At 50.5% G+C, this 17,483-nt stretch carries 21 protein-coding genes; 14 read left to right on the top strand and 7 right to left on the bottom strand.

What is annotated here, in order from left to right; translation table 11 throughout:
* The first annotated feature begins 114 nt into the window (after nucleotides 1-114).
* From exuR to BEB42_RS04825, 12 genes are all read left to right on the top strand, one after another.
* Nucleotides 115-891, top strand: a complete 777-nt coding sequence (gene exuR, locus BEB42_RS04875; protein WP_000406496.1) for a transcriptional regulator ExuR — start codon at nucleotides 115-117, stop codon at nucleotides 889-891.
* A gap of 239 nt (nucleotides 892-1,130) precedes the next feature.
* The gene (gene yqiM, locus BEB42_RS26650; RefSeq protein WP_211180508.1) at nucleotides 1,131-1,214 is read left to right on the top strand and encodes a protein YqiM; all 84 of its coding nucleotides are present in this window, start codon (nucleotides 1,131-1,133) and stop codon (nucleotides 1,212-1,214) included.
* A gap of 21 nt (nucleotides 1,215-1,235) precedes the next feature.
* A complete protein-coding gene (yqjA, locus tag BEB42_RS04870) occupies nucleotides 1,236-1,898 on the top strand; it encodes a DedA family general envelope maintenance protein YqjA (RefSeq protein WP_000422149.1) in 663 nt (220 codons plus the stop codon).
* Between the two features lie 3 nt (nucleotides 1,899-1,901).
* Nucleotides 1,902-2,285 (top strand): EnvZ/OmpR regulon moderator MzrA, encoded by a 384-nt coding sequence (gene mzrA, locus BEB42_RS04865; RefSeq protein WP_001166773.1) that lies wholly within the window; start codon nucleotides 1,902-1,904, stop codon nucleotides 2,283-2,285.
* Nucleotides 2,286-2,431: 146 nt separating this feature from the next.
* Complete coding sequence (yqjC, locus tag BEB42_RS04860; RefSeq protein WP_001352920.1) at nucleotides 2,432-2,800, top strand: DUF1090 family protein YqjC; 369 nt, start codon at nucleotides 2,432-2,434, stop codon at nucleotides 2,798-2,800.
* A gap of 37 nt (nucleotides 2,801-2,837) precedes the next feature.
* Nucleotides 2,838-3,143, top strand: coding sequence for a DUF883 family protein (locus BEB42_RS04855; RefSeq protein WP_000031415.1), 306 nt, complete (start codon nucleotides 2,838-2,840; stop codon nucleotides 3,141-3,143).
* A 2-nt stretch (nucleotides 3,144-3,145) separates the two neighbouring features.
* Nucleotides 3,146-3,550, top strand: coding sequence for a phage holin family protein (locus BEB42_RS04850; RefSeq protein ID WP_000785722.1), 405 nt, complete (start codon nucleotides 3,146-3,148; stop codon nucleotides 3,548-3,550).
* Nucleotides 3,540-3,839: a YqjK-like family protein gene (locus BEB42_RS04845; RefSeq protein WP_000096086.1), complete on the top strand. Its 300-nt coding sequence runs from the start codon at nucleotides 3,540-3,542 to the stop codon at nucleotides 3,837-3,839. Before BEB42_RS04850 ends, BEB42_RS04845 begins: the two co-directional genes overlap by 11 nt.
* 186 nt (nucleotides 3,840-4,025) lie before the next feature.
* A complete protein-coding gene (locus BEB42_RS04840; RefSeq protein ID WP_000732238.1) occupies nucleotides 4,026-4,418 on the top strand; it encodes a DoxX family protein in 393 nt (130 codons plus the stop codon).
* A gap of 424 nt (nucleotides 4,419-4,842) precedes the next feature.
* On the top strand, nucleotides 4,843-5,829 hold the full coding sequence (gene yqjG, locus BEB42_RS04835; protein WP_000531184.1) for a glutathionyl-hydroquinone reductase YqjG: 987 nt from the start codon (nucleotides 4,843-4,845) through the stop codon (nucleotides 5,827-5,829).
* A gap of 282 nt (nucleotides 5,830-6,111) precedes the next feature.
* The gene (locus tag BEB42_RS04830; protein ID WP_001352918.1) at nucleotides 6,112-6,477 is read left to right on the top strand and encodes a DUF805 domain-containing protein; all 366 of its coding nucleotides are present in this window, start codon (nucleotides 6,112-6,114) and stop codon (nucleotides 6,475-6,477) included.
* 241 nt (nucleotides 6,478-6,718) lie between these two features.
* A complete protein-coding gene (locus tag BEB42_RS04825; RefSeq protein ID WP_001198788.1) occupies nucleotides 6,719-7,075 on the top strand; it encodes a DUF805 domain-containing protein in 357 nt (118 codons plus the stop codon).
* A gap of 50 nt (nucleotides 7,076-7,125) precedes the next feature.
* Here BEB42_RS04825 and yhaJ read toward each other — a convergent pair whose 3' ends face one another.
* A complete protein-coding gene (yhaJ, locus tag BEB42_RS04815; RefSeq protein ID WP_001041010.1) occupies nucleotides 7,126-8,022 on the bottom strand; it encodes a DNA-binding transcriptional regulator YhaJ in 897 nt (298 codons plus the stop codon).
* 104 nt (nucleotides 8,023-8,126) lie between these two features.
* Here yhaJ and BEB42_RS04810 point away from each other — a divergent pair, with 104 nt between their 5' ends.
* Complete coding sequence (locus tag BEB42_RS04810; protein WP_000633563.1) at nucleotides 8,127-8,828, top strand: pirin family protein; 702 nt, start codon at nucleotides 8,127-8,129, stop codon at nucleotides 8,826-8,828.
* Between the two features lie 22 nt (nucleotides 8,829-8,850).
* Nucleotides 8,851-9,015 (top strand): protein YhaL, encoded by a 165-nt coding sequence (gene yhaL, locus BEB42_RS04805; protein ID WP_001306007.1) that lies wholly within the window; start codon nucleotides 8,851-8,853, stop codon nucleotides 9,013-9,015.
* Between the two features lie 132 nt (nucleotides 9,016-9,147).
* On the opposite strand, the gene cyuA is transcribed toward yhaL, so the two are convergent.
* The 6 genes from cyuA to tdcD all read right to left on the bottom strand — a co-directional run bounded on the left by cyuA (nucleotide 9,148) and on the right by tdcD (nucleotide 17,468).
* Nucleotides 9,148-10,458 carry a cysteine desulfidase gene (cyuA, locus tag BEB42_RS04800; RefSeq protein ID WP_000460539.1) on the bottom strand — a complete coding sequence of 437 codons (1,311 nt, stop codon included), beginning with the start codon at nucleotides 10,456-10,458 and terminating at the stop codon, nucleotides 9,148-9,150.
* A gap of 27 nt (nucleotides 10,459-10,485) precedes the next feature.
* Nucleotides 10,486-11,817, bottom strand: coding sequence for an amino acid permease (locus BEB42_RS04795; protein WP_000401594.1), 1,332 nt, complete (start codon nucleotides 11,815-11,817; stop codon nucleotides 10,486-10,488).
* A gap of 275 nt (nucleotides 11,818-12,092) precedes the next feature.
* On the bottom strand, nucleotides 12,093-13,457 hold the full coding sequence (tdcG, locus tag BEB42_RS04785) for an L-serine ammonia-lyase (RefSeq protein WP_000622094.1): 1,365 nt from the start codon (nucleotides 13,455-13,457) through the stop codon (nucleotides 12,093-12,095).
* A 71-nt stretch (nucleotides 13,458-13,528) separates the two neighbouring features.
* Nucleotides 13,529-13,918: an enamine/imine deaminase gene (locus BEB42_RS04780; protein WP_000719990.1), complete on the bottom strand. Its 390-nt coding sequence runs from the start codon at nucleotides 13,916-13,918 to the stop codon at nucleotides 13,529-13,531.
* Nucleotides 13,919-13,931: 13 nt separating this feature from the next.
* Entirely contained in the window at nucleotides 13,932-16,226 is a 2,295-nt protein-coding gene (gene tdcE / locus BEB42_RS04775; protein WP_105267187.1) for a 2-ketobutyrate formate-lyase/pyruvate formate-lyase, read from the bottom strand.
* A gap of 33 nt (nucleotides 16,227-16,259) precedes the next feature.
* Nucleotides 16,260-17,468, bottom strand: a complete 1,209-nt coding sequence (tdcD, locus tag BEB42_RS04770) for a propionate kinase (protein WP_001352917.1) — start codon at nucleotides 17,466-17,468, stop codon at nucleotides 16,260-16,262.
* Between the last annotated feature and the right edge of the window lie 15 nt (nucleotides 17,469-17,483).

Here is a 17,483-nt window from a genome sequence, read left to right as displayed (position 1 = left end):
TTAGTTTCCCTTCAAAGCCGCCTTCTCAGGCGGCTTTTTCATCACTGCGAGTAGAGCTAAACTCGCAAAAGTGGTATAACAAATATAGTCTGCCGTATCATGCCTGGAGCGCATATGGAAATCACTGAACCACGCCGTTTGTATCAACAACTTGCCGCTGATCTGAAAGAGCGCATCGAACAGGGCGTCTATCTGGTGGGTGATAAACTGCCTGCTGAACGCTTTATTGCCGATGAAAAGAACGTCAGTCGCACCGTGGTTCGTGAAGCCATCATCATGCTTGAAGTTGAAGGCTATGTAGAGGTGCGTAAAGGCTCGGGTATTCATGTGGTTTCCAACCAGCCGCGCCATCAGCAGTCTGCTGACACTAATATGGAATTCGCCAATTACGGTCCGTTTGAGCTGCTTCAGGCACGTCAGCTCATCGAAAGTAATATTGCCGAGTTCGCAGCGACCCAGGTAACCAAACAGGACATCATGAAACTGATGGCCATCCAGGAGCAGGCGCGCGGCGAACAATGCTTCCGTGATTCCGAATGGGATTTGCAGTTCCATATTCAGGTTGCCCTGGCGACGCAGAACTCCGCCCTGGCAGCCATCGTTGAAAAAATGTGGACCCAACGTAGCCATAACCCATACTGGAAAAAACTGCACGAGCATATTGATGCCCGTACTGTCGATAACTGGTGCGATGACCACGATCAGATCCTCAAAGCGTTAATTCGTAAAGATCCCCATGCCGCGAAGCTGGCAATGTGGCAGCATCTGGAAAACACCAAGATCATGTTATTTAACGAAACCAGCGACGATTTCGAGTTCAATGCCGACCGCTATCTGTTCGCCGAAAATCCCGTTGTGCATCTTGATACGGCCACCAGCGGCAGCAAATGAAATCCCCATTCGGCAGGCGCAACGACGCGCCTGTTTGCCTCGTCGGTAAGCGAAAAGTATAAAGTGTCAGCCTGTGTAAATCCTCTCGCCTCCCTCCCCTGCATTCAGCAAAATCAGACTCCACGGACATGTAATTTTGATAACGAACAACGTTGACCTTTGTTACAATTAGATTCAATTTGAATTTATGCTTTTGAATGCTTTCTTATCTCACGATTTAACAGGGAATAGTTCAGGCTGTGTTGATGTATCAAACCCGCAGAACATACCAAAACAGCAATAACATTGCGGTAGTGCATCTTTTAAAACCAGCGTGGCGTTAACCGATTCACCAGGAATAATGAATGGAACTTTTGACCCAATTGCTGCAAGCCCTGTGGGCGCAGGATTTTGAAACCCTGGCCAATCCGTCGATGATTGGCATGCTCTATTTTGTTTTATTTGTAATTTTGTTCCTTGAAAACGGCTTGCTTCCGGCAGCCTTTTTACCGGGCGACAGTTTACTGGTGTTGGTCGGCGTATTGATTGCGAAAGGCGCGATGGGCTATCCGCAAACAATTCTGCTACTGACCGTTGCCGCCAGCCTCGGCTGCTGGGTCAGCTATATTCAGGGGCGATGGCTGGGCAATACCCGCACCGTACAAAACTGGCTATCTCATTTACCCGCGCATTATCATCAACGCGCACACCATCTTTTTCATAAACACGGTTTATCGGCGCTGTTAATTGGTCGCTTTATTGCGTTTGTCAGAACACTGCTGCCGACGATTGCCGGGTTATCAGGGCTGAATAACGCGCGCTTTCAGTTCTTCAACTGGATGAGCGGTCTGCTGTGGGTATTAATCCTGACAACTCTGGGTTACATGCTCGGCAAAACGCCGGTATTTTTAAAGTACGAGGACCAGCTGATGTCATGCCTGATGCTGCTCCCGGTGGTGCTGCTGGTGTTTGGCCTGGCAGGTTCTCTGGTCGTGTTATGGAAAAAGAAATATGGAAATCGGGGGTAAGGGATGCAAATACCTCGCATGTCGCTTCGCCAGCTAACCTGGTCCGGCGCTGTTTTACTTCTGGTCGGCACGCTGTTGCTGGCCTGGTCCGCGGTTCGCCAGCAAGAGTCTACGCTGGCGATTCGTGCCGTTCATCAAGGCACAACGATGCCAGACGGTTTTTCAATCTGGCATCACCTTGACGCTCACGGCATTCCTTTCAAAAGCATCACCCCTAAAAACGACACTCTGTTAATTACGTTTGACTCCAGCGACCAGAGTGCCGCAGCAAAAGCGGTTCTCGACAGAACATTGCCCCATGGCTACATCATTGCGCAGCAGGACAATAATAGTCAGGCTATGCAGTGGCTAACCCGATTGCGGGATAACTCTCATCGCTTCGGATAACTTCCTGTTATCCGAAACAGATCACTCACTTTGGTGATTTCACCGTAACTGTCTATGATTAATGAGGCGGTGGTCAACACTACCGCTTCGTTGTCTGGACAATCGTTCCTTTGTAATAGGTCCGAATCACAATGGAAGGTTCAAGAATGAAATACCGCATCGCTTTAGCTGTTTCTCTTTTTGCTCTTAGTACCGGTAGTTATGCCACTACCCTGTGTCAGGAAAAGGAGCAAAATATCCTTAAGGAGATCAGCTATGCCGAAAAACACCAAAACCAGAATCGTATTGACGGTCTGAATAAAGCCCTGAGTGAAGTCCGGGCCAACTGTTCAGATAGCCAGCTGCGTGCCGATCATCAGAAGAAAATCGCAAAGCAGAAAGATGAGGTGGCGGAACGCCAGCAAGATTTAGCCGAGGCGAAGCAAAAAGGCGATGCCGATAAGATTGCCAAACGCGAACGGAAACTGGCAGAAGCGCAGGAAGAGCTGAAAAAGCTGGAAGCGCGCGACTACTAACTCACAATAGTCACTACTTACTCACCTGGAGAAAACTATGTCGAAAGAACACACTACGGAACATCTGCGTGCTGAGTTGAAATCCCTTTCCGATACGCTGGAAGAGGTGCTTAGCTCATCTGGCGAGAAGTCGAAAGAAGAGTTGAGTAAGATTCGTAGCAAAGCGGAGCAGGCACTGAAACAGAGCCGTTATCGCCTGGGTGAAACCGGTGATGCCATTGCCAAACAAACCCGTGTCGCGGCGGCGCGTGCCGATGAGTATGTGCGTGAAAATCCGTGGACGGGCGTGGGCATTGGCGCTGCAATCGGTGTAGTGCTCGGCGTTCTGCTGTCGCGTCGTTAATTATGGCGGACACTCATCACGCGCAAGGGCCCGGTAAAAGCGTTCTGGGCATCGGGCAGCGAATTGTTTCCATCATGGTTGAAATGGTGGAGACACGTCTGCGGCTGGCGGTGGTGGAGCTGGAAGAGGAAAAAGCCAATCTCTTTCAGCTTTTACTGATGCTGGGCCTGACGATGCTTTTCGCTGCATTTGGTCTTATGAGCCTGATGGTGCTGATTATCTGGGCGGTTGATCCGCAATATCGCCTGAATGCGATGATTGCCACCACCGTGGTGTTGCTGCTACTGGCACTCATTGGCGGTATCTGGACGTTACGTAAATCGCGTAAATCCACCTTACTGCGCCATACGCGCCATGAGCTGGCAAACGATCGGCAACTGCTCGAGGAGGAGTCCCGTGAGCAGTAAAGTCGAACGTGAACGACGTAAGGCGCAACTGCTTAGCCAGATCCAGCAACAACGGCTGGATCTTTCCGCCAGTCGTCGTGAATGGCTGGAGGCGACAGGCGCTTATGATCGTCGCTGGAATATGCTGCTGAGTCTGCGCTCCTGGGCGCTGGTTGGCAGTAGTGTGATGGCTATCTGGACGATTCGTCATCCCAATATGTTGGTCCGCTGGGCCAGACGCGGTTTTGGTGTATGGAGCGCCTGGCGTCTGGTGAAAACAACCCTCAAGCAACAACAGCTTCGCGGTTAACTTCCTCTCTGGCCGGAGACATTCCGGCCTTATTCCTCAAATTTTTTGAAAATATTTGACAGTTTTCCTTGCTAACAATCACGCTTCGCCACGTTTATGATTCTCTCCATCGAAAGCAACGACGCTAATACCGCGCCCTTGCACAAAAAAACAATCAGCAGCCTGAGCGGCGCAGTGGAGAGTAAGATGAAAAAATTAGAAGATGTTGGGGTACTGGTCGCACGCATTTTAATGCCGATTCTGTTTATTACGGCAGGTTGGGGAAAAATTACTGGCTACGCGGGTACGCAACAATATATGGAAGCGATGGGTGTCCCTGGCTTTATGTTGCCACTGGTGATTCTGCTTGAGTTTGGTGGTGGTCTGGCAATCCTGTTCGGTTTCCTGACACGTACCACTGCCCTGTTTACTGCGGGCTTTACGCTGCTGACGGCATTTTTATTTCACAGCAATTTTGCAGAAGGCATGAACTCGCTGATGTTTATGAAAAACCTGACTATTTCTGGCGGATTCCTGCTGCTGGCGATTACCGGTCCGGGCGCGTATAGCATCGACCGTCTGTTGAATAAAAAGTGGTAAGTACGCGCTATACTTAACGATAAAAAACGAGGGGGAACACTCCTCGTTTCAGATTGTTGACAAAGTGCGCGTTGTTCATGCCGGATTCGGCGTGAACGCCTTATCCGGCCTACAAAAACATGCAAATTCAATACATTGCAGAAACCTCGTAGGCCTGATAAGCATAGCGCATCAGGCAGTTTTGCGTTTGCCATCAGTCTCAAACGAGGAGAAACACTCCTCGTTTCAGATTGTTGACAAAGTGCGCGTTGTTCATGCCGGATGCGGCGTGAACGCCTTATCCGGCCTACAAAAACATGCAAATTCAATACATTGCAGAAACCTCGTAGGCCTGATAAGCATAGCGCATCAGGCAGTTTTGCGTTTGCCATCAGTCTCAAACGAGGAGAAACGCTCCTCGTTTTTGCTATTGGAGGAGAGAAAAATGGGTCAACTGATTGACGGCGTCTGGCATGACACCTGGTACGACACCAAATCCACCGGCGGTAAATTTCAACGTTCAGCTTCCGCATTTCGTAACTGGCTCACTGCCGATGGCGCGCCAGGCCCCACTGGCAAAGGCGGTTTTGCCGCAGAGAAAGATCGTTATCATCTCTATGTTTCACTCGCCTGCCCGTGGGCGCACCGCACGCTGATCATGCGTAAACTCAAAGGACTGGAACCGTTTATTTCCGTTTCCGTAGTGAACCCGTTAATGCTGGAAAACGGCTGGACCTTTGATGACAGTTTTCCGGGAGCAACCGGCGATACACTCTATCAACATGAGTTTCTGTATCAGCTTTATCTCCACGCCGATCCACACTATAGCGGACGTGTCACTGTTCCCGTACTCTGGGACAAGAAGAACCACACCATTGTCAGCAACGAATCAGCGGAAATCATCCGCATGTTCAATACTGCATTTGATGCGCTGGGCGCGAAAGCCGGTGATTACTACCCTTCAGCCCTGCAAACGAAAATTGACGAACTTAATGGCTGGATTTACGACACCGTTAACAATGGCGTGTATAAAGCCGGTTTTGCCACCAGCCAGGAAGCCTACGACGAGGCAGTGGTGAAAGTGTTTGAATCGCTGGCGCGGCTGGAACAGATTTTAGGTCAGCATCGTTACCTGACCGGCAACCAGCTAACCGAAGCCGATATTCGCCTGTGGACCACACTGGTGCGTTTTGATCCAGTGTATGTGACCCACTTTAAGTGTGATAAGCACCGCATCAGCGATTACCTGAATCTGTATGGCTTCCTGCGCGATATCTACCAGATGCCGGGAATTGCCGAAACAGTCAATTTCGCTCACATCCGTAATCACTACTTCTGCAGCCATAAGACCATCAACCCTACGGGGATTATTTCAATTGGTCCGTGGCAGGATCTCGATGAACCGCACGGACGAGATGTTCGCTTCGGTTAAAAAAAGGCACCTTACGAGGTGCCTCTGATAATTAGCTAAGTGCGTGTTGTTCATGTCGGATGTGGCGTAAACGCCTTATCAAACCTACAAAACATTTATATTCAATATGTTGCAATGACCGCGCAGGCCAGATAAGCGTAGCGCATCTGGCAATTTTGCGCTTGCCCTTATCCTTCACAGCGCCTTATTAATTCATCGAGATAATATTTACTGCCATTTCATTCACGTCTATTCTTAATTTGCTGCTTTAAAAACAAGTGATTGAGCAAAATTGAGGCAAAAATGGACTGGTATCTGAAAGTACTAAAAAAATATGTCGGTTTCCGGGGCCGTGCGCGGCGCAAAGAGTACTGGATGTTTATTCTGGTCAACATCATCTTTACGTTCGTGCTGGGGCTGCTGGATAAAATGTTAGGCTGGCAACGCGCCGGTGGCGAAGGCATCCTGACGACAATCTACGGTATTCTGGTGTTTTTACCATGGTGGGCAGTTCAGTTCCGCCGCCTGCACGACACCGACCGCTCGGCGTGGTGGGCACTGCTGTTCTTAATTCCGTTTATCGGCTGGCTGATTATCATCGTCTTTAACTGCCAGGCAGGTACGCCAGGCGAAAACCGCTTTGGACCAGATCCGAAACTGGAACCTTAAAACAAATCTCCTCGCCGGATGTCTGACTCATCCGGCTTTTATCATCATGTTGATGAATAAATAATCTACTAATGTTTATTTAAATTATTTCAATGTCGTTATATAAATTACATATAAAAAACGGCCATGTATTTATCTTAAATATCAAAACCTTTATAACATCCGAAAAAGAAAGATACGAATAGCATTTACTCCATCCCCGGAATAGACTTTCGCAACTTTTAATTAAAGGGATGTTTTTATGCAGTGGTATTTAGCCGTATTAAAAAATTATGTTGGTTTCTCTGGTCGTGCACGTCGTAAAGAGTACTGGATGTTTACTCTGATTAACGCCATCGTCGGCACTATTATCAATGTCATTCAATTGATTTTAGGTTTAGAGTTTCCATTCCTTTCTCTCATTTACCTGGCAGCAACAATCATTCCGGTCATTGCTCTGTGCGTTCGTCGTCTGCACGATACTGACCGTTCAGGTGCGTGGGCGCTTCTCTATCTGGTACCGGTCATTGGCTGGTTAGTTCTGTTTGTATTTGCCTGTTTAGAAGGCAATTCTGGCAGCAATCGTTACGGAAACGATCCGAAGTTTGGTTCAAATTAATCTTAGAATTGGGGCGATATTTCGCCCCTTTTTATTAAAAATAACAAATATTATTTTCCGCTAAAAAGTTTGGGAATTTCCCGCAGACACCAGGATTTCGCTTCCCCCATACTGTCACGACGCCAGGCCATAATAATATCGATCTCGCTGGTCGATTCCGGGCTGACGACACGCAACCGTCCTTCCGCAATATCTTTTTCAACCATCGGATACGGCATCGTCGCCACGCCAAGCCCCGCCAGTAATGCCTGACGTTTATCTTCAATCGTGCTCACCGTTAAGCGCGGCTGTTTGTCCAGCAGCTGTACGGTCAACACCGGGCGCTCACGAGCGGTATCCGCCACCGCAATTCCACGATATTTCACGCGCGTCACTTCAGATAACGGTTCCGGCTCCTGATGAATCGGGTGATCAGGCGCGGCAACATAGACGTTCATTAAGGTATAGAGTTTGCGCGAGTTGATCTCCGACGAGGAGCGAAAATGCATATCCGGCGCGATAACAATATCCGCGCGCCCCTGCTCCAGCCGTTCCCACGCCCCCGCCAGCACTTCGGTGATGATTGCCAGTTGGGTATTGGCTTTTGCCGCCAGTTTGTCGATTAACGGGAAAAAGGCGGGTGTCGGTACCAGCGCCTCAGTCACAATGGTGAGATGCGTTTCCCAACCGCGCGCGAGGGCTTCCGCATCGGTAGTCAGTTTATCTGCGGCTTCCAGCAAAACGCGCCCTCGCTCCAGCAACATTCGCCCGACATTGGTGAATTTGGTGCGATGGCCCGAGCGGTCAAACAACACCACATCCAGCTCTTCTTCTAGTTTTTGCATGGTGTAGCTAAGTGCGGAAGGCACGCGTCCCAGCTCATCCGCCGCCGCCGCAAAACTGCCCCGGCGATCGATCGCATCCATAACCCGTAGTGCTTCCAGCGTTAATGCCCTTTCTTTGGCCATTTCGTTCTCATTCAGGAAATTTGAACATACCGGGCAGAATATCTGGCTAACAATGTAGCGTCCAGCCCCTTACCATAAAAGGAAGTAAAGAGAGGTCAAGAATTATGATTACTACCCGAACTGCCAGGCAGTGTGGACAAGCAGACTACGGATGGTTGCAGGCCCGGTATACTTTTTCCTTTGGACACTACTTCGACCCGAAATTGTTAGGTTATGCCTCCCTGCGTGTGCTTAACCAGGAAGTTCTGGCCCCAGGTGCCGCCTTCCAGCCGCGTACCTATCCTAAAGTCGATATTTTAAATGTGATTCTGGATGGAGAAGCTGAGTATCGTGACAGCGAAGGCAATCATATTCAGGCCTACGCAGGTGAAGCGTTGCTGCTCTCTACCCAGCCGGGTATCAGCTATAGCGAACACAATCTCAGCAAAGACAAACCGTTAACACGGATGCAGCTTTGGCTGGATGCCTGCCCGCAGCGAGAGAATCCGCTGATTCAAAAACTGGCGCTTGATATGGGCAAGCAGCAATTAATCGCCTCGCCAGAGGGGGCGATGGGAAGCCTGCAGTTGCGCCAGCAAGTGTGGCTGCATCATATCGTGCTAGACAAAGGCGAAAGTGCGAATTTCCAGTTGCATGGGCCACGCGCGTATTTGCAATCGATTCACGGGCAATTTCATGCGCTTACGCATCATGAAGAGAAAGCGGCGCTGACCTGCGGTGATGGGGCGTTTATTCGTGACGAGGCTAACATTACGCTGGTTGCCGATTCCCCACTGCGCGCTTTGCTGATAGATTTGCCTGTCTAGTTGTTTTTACAGGGAGATGAAGATGAGTAAAAAATCGGCCAAAAAGCGTCAGCCGGTGAAGCCCGTGGTGGCGAAGGAACCGGCTCGCACCGCCAATAATTTTGGCTATGAAGAGATGTTGAGCGAACTGGAAGCCATTGTCGCGGATGCTGAAACGCGTTTAGCCGAGGATGAAGCTACCGCGTAAAGACAGGTTGCCGGATGCGGCGTAAACGCCTTATCCGGCCTACAAAACCAGCAACATCAACAAATTGCACAACTCGTAGGCCAAATAAGATGCACCAGCATCGCATCCGACACGATACCCAAAACCAGGTGTTTATCTGGCCTTGCTCGCCATAATCTCGATAATCTGCCGATCCGTTTGCTGCATCGAATGGCTTGCCAGCGCACACAGGTTGGCAATCGACTGCTCAACATCATGCGCCACAATACCTTCATTACCGGTCACAGCGGTATCATCCAGCGCCATTAACACTGCTTTCCACGCAGCCGAAGCACTGGTCGAAACCTTCATCGCGCAGCTGTTGGACGCACCATCGCAAATCATGCCGCTGACATCGCCGATCATACTGCTGATCGCCATCGAGATGGTTTCATAACGCCCATCCACCAGCCATGCCATCCCGGCGGCGGCCCCCATTGCTGCGGTCGTTGCGGCACAAAGCGCAGACAAACGCGGTAACTGGTTATGGATGTAAATCGCGCTCAAATGCGAAAGCATCAGCGCACGCGCCAGCCGTTCATCATCGGCCCCGAAGTGTTCTGCGACCACCACCACAGGCATTGTTGCGGTGATCCCCTGATTGCCAGAACCGGAGTTACTCATTGCCGGAAGCGTAGCACCGCCCATACGCGCATCGGATGCCGCGCTGGTACGAATCACAATGGATGAAGAGAGATCTTTCGCCAGCAAACCGCGTTCACACTGTTTTTCCAGCGTCGCGCCAATATGTAGCCCCCAGTTACCACTCAAACCTTCCTGCGATAACGCGCAATTTAACTTCGCGGAATCGAGAATAAAGCGGATCGCCGAAAACGGCACTTCATTGACAAACTTCAGGATCTCAGCCAGCGTCGTTCTGGAGAGCACTGCCAGCGGCGACTCTTGCTCACCTTCTGTAACACTTGCCTGCTGGGTAAAAACCACGCCATTGTGCGTTTCAATATGCACAATGTTGGTATGCCCGCCAACGATGGTGACACACGCCCACTTCTCACCGTTCCAGACTTTGGCGCGTGAGAAGAGGATTTCATCGCAAGGTTCCTGGATTTTAACCGAGACTTTCCCCGCCGCCAGCAACGCTTTGGCATCGGCAATTGCCTGCGCCGTTGCGTCTTTCAGCACTTCCAGCCCGGCGTTGGCATTTCCACCTAACGCTCCCAGCGCCGCCGCAATCGGCAGCCCCACCATTCCCGTGCCAGGAACGGTGACGCCCAGACCGTTCTTCATCAGATTTGGCGAAACCCAGGCTTCTACACGTTCAACCGGACCTTCCAGTTTTGCCGCAGCAACCGCCGCCGCCAGCGCCAGTGAAATCGGTTCAGTACATCCCAGCGCCGGTTTTACTTCCTCCTGAACGGCGAGGATGTAACGCTGCCATAACGGATTTAAAGTCGAATCAAACATTATAAAAACCTTAAAATTTCAGGTAAATCAAGAAAATGCCAGGAACGGAGATACACAAAGCAACAAACCAGTGACGATAATCAGGTACAGAGACATCCCTTTGTATTTGTGCAATGCCGGTACTTTGTAAACCAGCCACGCCGGGATCAAGCACCCTACCATGCCGAAAATCGGGCTACAGATAGAGGTGAAGCTCAACACCGGTGCGTTCAGTACGATGGCGCTCCAGGCCAGTAAAATGGCGAAAATCATGATGCCGCGCTGAACGAGATTTGCGTTAATCTTCTCGGCAGGCATCTTGCGACGCAGGATGTTCATTACGATCCCTTGCGTTGCTTCGCGAAAGCCTAAATAGACGCCAAAAAACGCGGTCATTACTGCAAAGATATTGAGAATGACGCTGACCACTTTCACCCACGCTGCGCCGTCACCGCTAATAAACTGTGCGGCAATTGCCAGCGCAGAAATATTCTGCTCGTAGGCTTTTACCGCTTCGTCATGTCCCATCGCCAGCGTGAACGACACGGCGTAGAAAAAGACGGTGACAAACAAAATGCCAAACGCGATATTCATTGCCCGCAATGCTTTATGCCGCGCCACTTCAATGGATTTTTCCCGTGAGCGATAAGAGATCACCATCGGGCTTAACGTCTGGATAAACAGAATCGACGTCAGGGTAAACGGCAGCGTAATAATGGCGTTTTTCACCAGCAGCCCCAGCGGCGGCAGCGAACCGACGTTGTACAGATGCCACATTCCGACCATCGACACGCCCAGCGCCGCAACCACCAGCAGCTTAGTCAGCACCATGCCGGTCGAAATTTTGAATAACAATTTCTCGCCGCGTGAGGAGATCGCCACCAGAATGCAAATCAGTACCAGACCATAAAAGGGACTGTCTGACAGCAACCCTTCCGTCACGCCGAAGGTATGCAGGTAGGAAGCACTATCGTTGGTGATGGCAGTGGAATAGACGAACATCCAGATCACCAGCATCACGAAATAGAGCGCACCTAACAGGATGCCCCAGTTTTTACCTAAATAACCGCTGATGACGCTGGGGTAATCTTTACACTCTGGTGATTCTGCCAGCGTATTAATAAACAACCGCTGAAACAGATACATTGCCGGGTAACCAATCACCGATGAGAGCAAAAATACCCACAATCCCATCAAACCGACCTGCACCGGGAGAAAAACAATCCCTGCGCCAATCGCCATCCCGATACTCATAATCACCCAGCCGGTGTCAGTACTGTCGAATTTGATCGCTTCTCGCCACTCGCTCTCACTCATTCCAGCACGACCTGCCGGGGTCGAAGCGTCTGCAATGACGCCTTTATTCGATGCAATTTCCATAATTTCTCGCTCAATATTTTGTAGGGCTTATTATTTTTTTCCGAGCCGCATCAAGGCGATATGCGGTCTACGTTTTTGCAGGCGAGTTATTAGAATAAAGAAATGATACGCGCGAGGTCAGAGAAAATCTTCACAATCAAGACTTTGAAATAACGGAGATGGATAAGAATTTTCTACTAAATTAATCACAAGAGAATATTCATTCTCTATTTGCGGCAGATCACAAAAAAAAAGGTGCACATTTGTGCACCCAAGGATGAAAGCTGACAGCAATGTCAGCCGCAGACCACTTTAATGGCCAGTCCTCCGCGTGATGTTTCGCGGTATTTATCGTTCATATCTTTGCCGGTTTCATACATCGTCTCGATAACTTTATCGAGTGAAACACGCGGTGCCGAGGTGCGGCGCATCGCCATCCGCGCAGCGTTTACTGCTTTCACGGCATTAATGGCATTACGTTCAATACATGGGATTTGCACCTGTCCGGCAACCGGATCGCAGGTCAGCCCAAGGTTATGCTCCATAGCAATTTCCGCCGCATTGCATACCTGCGCAGGACTGCCGCCCAGTAGTTCAGTTAACCCTGCCGCCGCCATTGAACAGGCCACGCCAATTTCCCCCTGACAGCCGACTTCCGCGCCAGAAATGGAAGCGTTCATTTTATACAGCGCGCCAATAGCCCCCGCTGCCAGTAGATAGCGGGCAATCGACCGCTCATTTACTGGGCGACGGAACTTATCATAATAAGCCAGCACAGCCGGAATAATGCCGCACGCCCCATTGGTCGGCGCTGTTACTACGCGCCCACCGGCTGCGTTTTCTTCACTCACTGCCAGCGCGTACATGTTGATCCAGTCGATGACGTTCATCGGATCGTTAGAGATGTTATCGCTGGAAACCAGCTGGCGACGCAACGCAACGGCACGACGAGGCACATTAAGCGGTCCTGGCAGCACGCCTTCGGTATTCATCCCGCGTTCAATGCCGTCGTGCATCACTTGCCAGATACGGGCAAACCCGGCATCAATTTCCGCTTTGCTGCGCAGCGCCAGCTCGTTGTGCATCATTAGGCCAGAAATAGACAGGCCGTTGTAATCACACATTTTCAGCAGTTCACCTGCTGAGTGAAAATCGTAAGGTACGAGGGTTTCGACAGCGTGCGACAGACCGAAGTGTTCTTCTTCAACGATAAATCCGCCACCGACTGAGTAGTAAGTTTTGCTTAATAGCTCTTTCTGCCCATTCCAGGCAGTAATCCGCATCCCGTTCTCATGACGAGGCAACATTTCAGGATGGAAAACAATGTTCTTTGCTACAGGAAAATCAACAACATGCGCCCCAGAAGCCACCGGCAACCGCCCGCTGCGCGTCACTAACTCAATAAATGCAGGGATCTCATCAATAACAACATCCTGCGGACTGTTTCCTGCTAGTCCCATGATGATGGCGACATCCGTGGCATGGCCTTTGCCCGTCAGTGACAACGACCCGTACAGATCGACCATAATATGGCTCGTCGCGGTTAATAAGCCGCTATTTTCCAGCCGATCAATAAAACTTTTTCCGGCATTCATCGGCCCCACGGTATGCGAACTGGAGGGTCCAATCCCAATTTTGAAAATATCGAATGCACTAATCATATCCACACCCTCGGATTGCCGTTCAGTGAAGTGGAGCGGAACGACCTTGCGACCGTCCCGCTCACGAGGCTTTACGCACTACGTACTGCGATGGCTTCAATTTCCAGCTTCACATCTTTCGGCAAACGCGCGACCTGCACACAGCTCCGGGTCGGGTAGGTCGCCTGATGCTCATCGAAGAACTGCTTATAGACTTCATTGATGGTGGCAAAATCATTCAGATCGGTGATGAACACGGTCATCTTGATGATATCGCCCACGCTCAGCCCGGCAGCAACCACGATCGCTTTGACGTTTTCGAGGCTTAAACGCGCCTGATCTTGCACATCAGCCGGGATCTCACCTGTCTGCGGGCAAACCGGAATTTGCCCGGAGGTGAAGACCATGCTGCCTAAATCAACACCCTGAACATAAGGGCCGATTGCGCCTGGGGCACGTTGCGTTTCGATAATCTTTTTCATACATCCTCCGGCGTCAGAGCGCCTGGGTAAAAGTACGTGAAATAACATCCTGTTGCTGTTCACGGGTCAGTGCGTTGAAGCGCACGGCGTAGCCAGAGACACGGATTGTCAGGTTAGGATATTTTTCCGGGTGCTCGATGGCATCCAGCAGCATTTCCCGATTCATTACGTTGACGTTGAGGTGTTGACCGCCTTCGACATCCGCTTCGTGGTGGAAATACCCATCCAGCAGGCCGACAAGGTTGGTTTTACGTACTGGATCTTCTTTGCCCAACGCCGCCGGGACAATTGAGAAGGTGTACGAGATACCGTCTTTGGCGTAAGTGAACGGCAGTTTCGCCACCGACGTCAGCGAGGCCACGGCACCTTTACGGTCACGACCGTGCATCGGGTTAGCGCCCGGTGCGAACGGTGTTCCGGCGCGACGACCGTCCGGCGTGTTACCGGTTTTCTGCCCGTACACCACGTTAGAAGTGATAGTCAGAATCGACTGGGTAGGGACGGCGTTGCGATAGGTCGGCAGCGCTTTAATTTTCTTCATAAAACGTTCAACCAGGTCGCAGGCAATACTGTCTACGCGCTCGTCGTTGTTGCCGTACTGCGGATATTCACCGTCGATTTCGAAATCCACCGCCAGGCCGTTTTCGTCACGGATTGGTTTCACGCGGGCATATTTGATGGCAGACAGGGAGTCCGTCGCCACTGACAGGCCCGCGATGCCACACGCCATAGTGCGATAGACATCACGATCGTGCAGCGCCATCAGCGAGGCTTCGTAGCTGTACTTGTCGTGCATGTAGTGGATGATGTTCAGCGCGCTGATGTACTGCACCGCCAGCCAGTCCATAAAGTGGTCGAGGCTGTCCATCACTTTGTCGTAGTCCAACACGTCGTCCATCAGCGGTGCTGTTTTTGGGCCGACCTGAATCTTCAGCTTCTCGTCCACCCCGCCGTTAATTGCGTAGAGCAGCGTTTTCGCCAGGTTAGCGCGTGCACCAAAGAACTGCATTTGCTTACCAATCACCATCGGGCTAACGCAGCAGGCAATCGCGTAATCGTCGCTGTTGAAGTCAGTACGCATCAGATCGTCGTTTTCATACTGCAAGGAAGAGGTGACGATAGACACCTGCGCGGCATATTTTTTGAAGGCGATCGGTAATTCTTCCGACCACAGAATGGTCAGGTTTGGTTCCGGTGCTGGCCCCATAGTGTGCAGGGTGTGCAGATAACGGAAAGAGTTTTTGGTCACCAGCGTACGACCGTCCAGCCCCATCCCACCGATCACTTCCGTCGCCCAGATCGGGTCGCCAGAGAACAGCGAATCAAATTCCGGCGTACGCAGGAAGCGCACCATACGGATCTTCATAATGAAGTGGTCGATCAGTTCTTGTGCCTGCTGCTCATTGAGCACGCCAGCTTTAAAGTCGCGCTCAATGTAGATATCGAGGAACGATGCCGTACGGCCAAGAGACATTGCGCCGCCGTTCTGTGATTTCACTGCCGCCAGGTAAGCGAAGTAGAGCCACTGCACCGCTTCCTGCGCATTCTGCGCCGGACGGGAGATATCAAAACCGTATTTCGCCGCCATTTCCTGAATCTGCAACAGCGCACGACGATGTTCCGCCAGCTCCTCACGCAGACGGATAGTGGCTTCGAGATCTTCGCCTTTTTCCAGACGAGACTGGAGATCGGCAAATTGCAGTTCGCGTTCACGTACCAGATAACTGATGCCGTAAAGCGCCACGCGGCGGTAGTCACCGATAATACGCCCACGACCATAACCGTCTGGCAAACCAGTCAGTACACCCGATTTACGGCAGCGCAGCATATCCGGTGAGTACGCATCAAATACGCCCTGATTATGGGTTTTACGCAGATCGGTAAAGATGTACTCAAATTCGCTGTCCATTTCACGGCCATATGCGTGGAATGAACTTTTAATCATATTAATACCGCCGAACGGATGCAGCGCGCGCTTTAATGGCGCATCCGTTTGCAGGCCAACTATTTTTTCCAGCGGCTGGTTAATATATCCCGCATCATGAGCGGTAATGGTGGTAGCAATATTAGTATCGAAATCAACCGGCGCGTGGGTTGCGTTTTCGATACGAATGCCTTCCATCACTTTTTCCCACAATTCCGTGGTGGCTGGCGTTGCTTCGGCGAGAAAAGATTCATCGCCTTCATACGGTGTATAGTTATGTTGAATAAAATCGCGGACATTAATTTCGTTTTTCCAGTCCGTACCTTTAAAGCCAAGCCATGCGTCGGCGTACAGCTTATCGCTGGTATCAATATCTACCTTCATGAAAAATAATCTCTCTACAATACTTCAACTAAATTATGCAAATTCTGCGGGCGCGTTCACTTTGCCTAAATGAATGGCATCCAAAGCAATCATTTTTTCTTCGTTAGTCGGAATAACGGCGCAAATGACACGCGCATTTTCACTAGAAACAATTCGCTCTCCAAAGGAGTTAGAGCGATTATTCATTTCTGTATCAATCTCTACGCCTAATACAGCCAAATGCTCCATGACCAAACGACGAATTAAACTTGAGTTCTCTCCTATTCCGCCGGTGAATATAATTCCATCCAGGCGACGTAATGAAGCTGCGTGTCCGGCAATATGACGGGCAATTCGGTGAACAAAGGTTTTAATTGCCAGTTGCGCGCGTTCGTGACCTTCATGCCAGGCTTCTTCCAGAACACGTAAATCCGAAGAAAGACCGGAAATACCTAATAATCCCGACTCTTTATTCACTACGCGTTCCAGGTCACCCAGGCTCTGGTTGGTTTGGCTGGCGACCCAGGACATCGCCCCGAAGTCGACATCACCACTGCGGGTACCCATCATCAAGCCTTCCAGCGGCGTCATTCCCATTGAAGTGTCAACACTCTGACCGTTGCGAACTGCGCAGATTGACGCGCCATTGCCAAGATGCGCCACGACCAGGCCGGAGTCATCTTCCGCCAGATTCAGCAAAGAATGTGCGCGCTGGGAAACATAGCGGTGCGACGTACCGTGGAAACCATAACGGCGTACACCTAACTCTTCATAATATTTCCACGGCAGGCCGTATAAATAAGCTTCCGGCGCCATCGTCTGGTGGAAACTGGTATCAAATACCGCCACCTGAGTTACGCCCGGGAATAATTGCTGCGCCGATTCAATACCACTTAAATTGGCGTAATTATGCAGGGGTGCCAGTGGAGAAACGCGACGGATATTATCAATGACTTCATCGGTAATAATGGCAGACTCGGTAAAAATACTGCCGCCGTGAGCGATGCGGTGGCCAATTAAGGCCACGCTGTCATTTAAATTCCGTTTTTCCAGTTCAAATGCAATTGCCTTCAATGCACCTTCGTAGCTGTGGTGAGCCAGCGGTGCTGGCTCTCCCCCATTTACGGATAAGAATGCATTTTCCGAGTTAATACCGTCGGCAATACCTGACATTAATACTTCACAGTCGCTGGCATCGAGCACGGAAAACTTAATCGAAGACGAACCACAGTTAATAACCAAAACAACCGGAAATTCATTCATCTCTTTTCTCATCCT

Source organism: Escherichia sp. MOD1-EC5990 (genome assembly GCF_002965285.1).
Classification (GTDB): domain Bacteria; phylum Pseudomonadota; class Gammaproteobacteria; order Enterobacterales; family Enterobacteriaceae; genus Escherichia; species Escherichia coli_F.
This window is presented reverse-complemented; position numbering and strand designations above follow the sequence as displayed.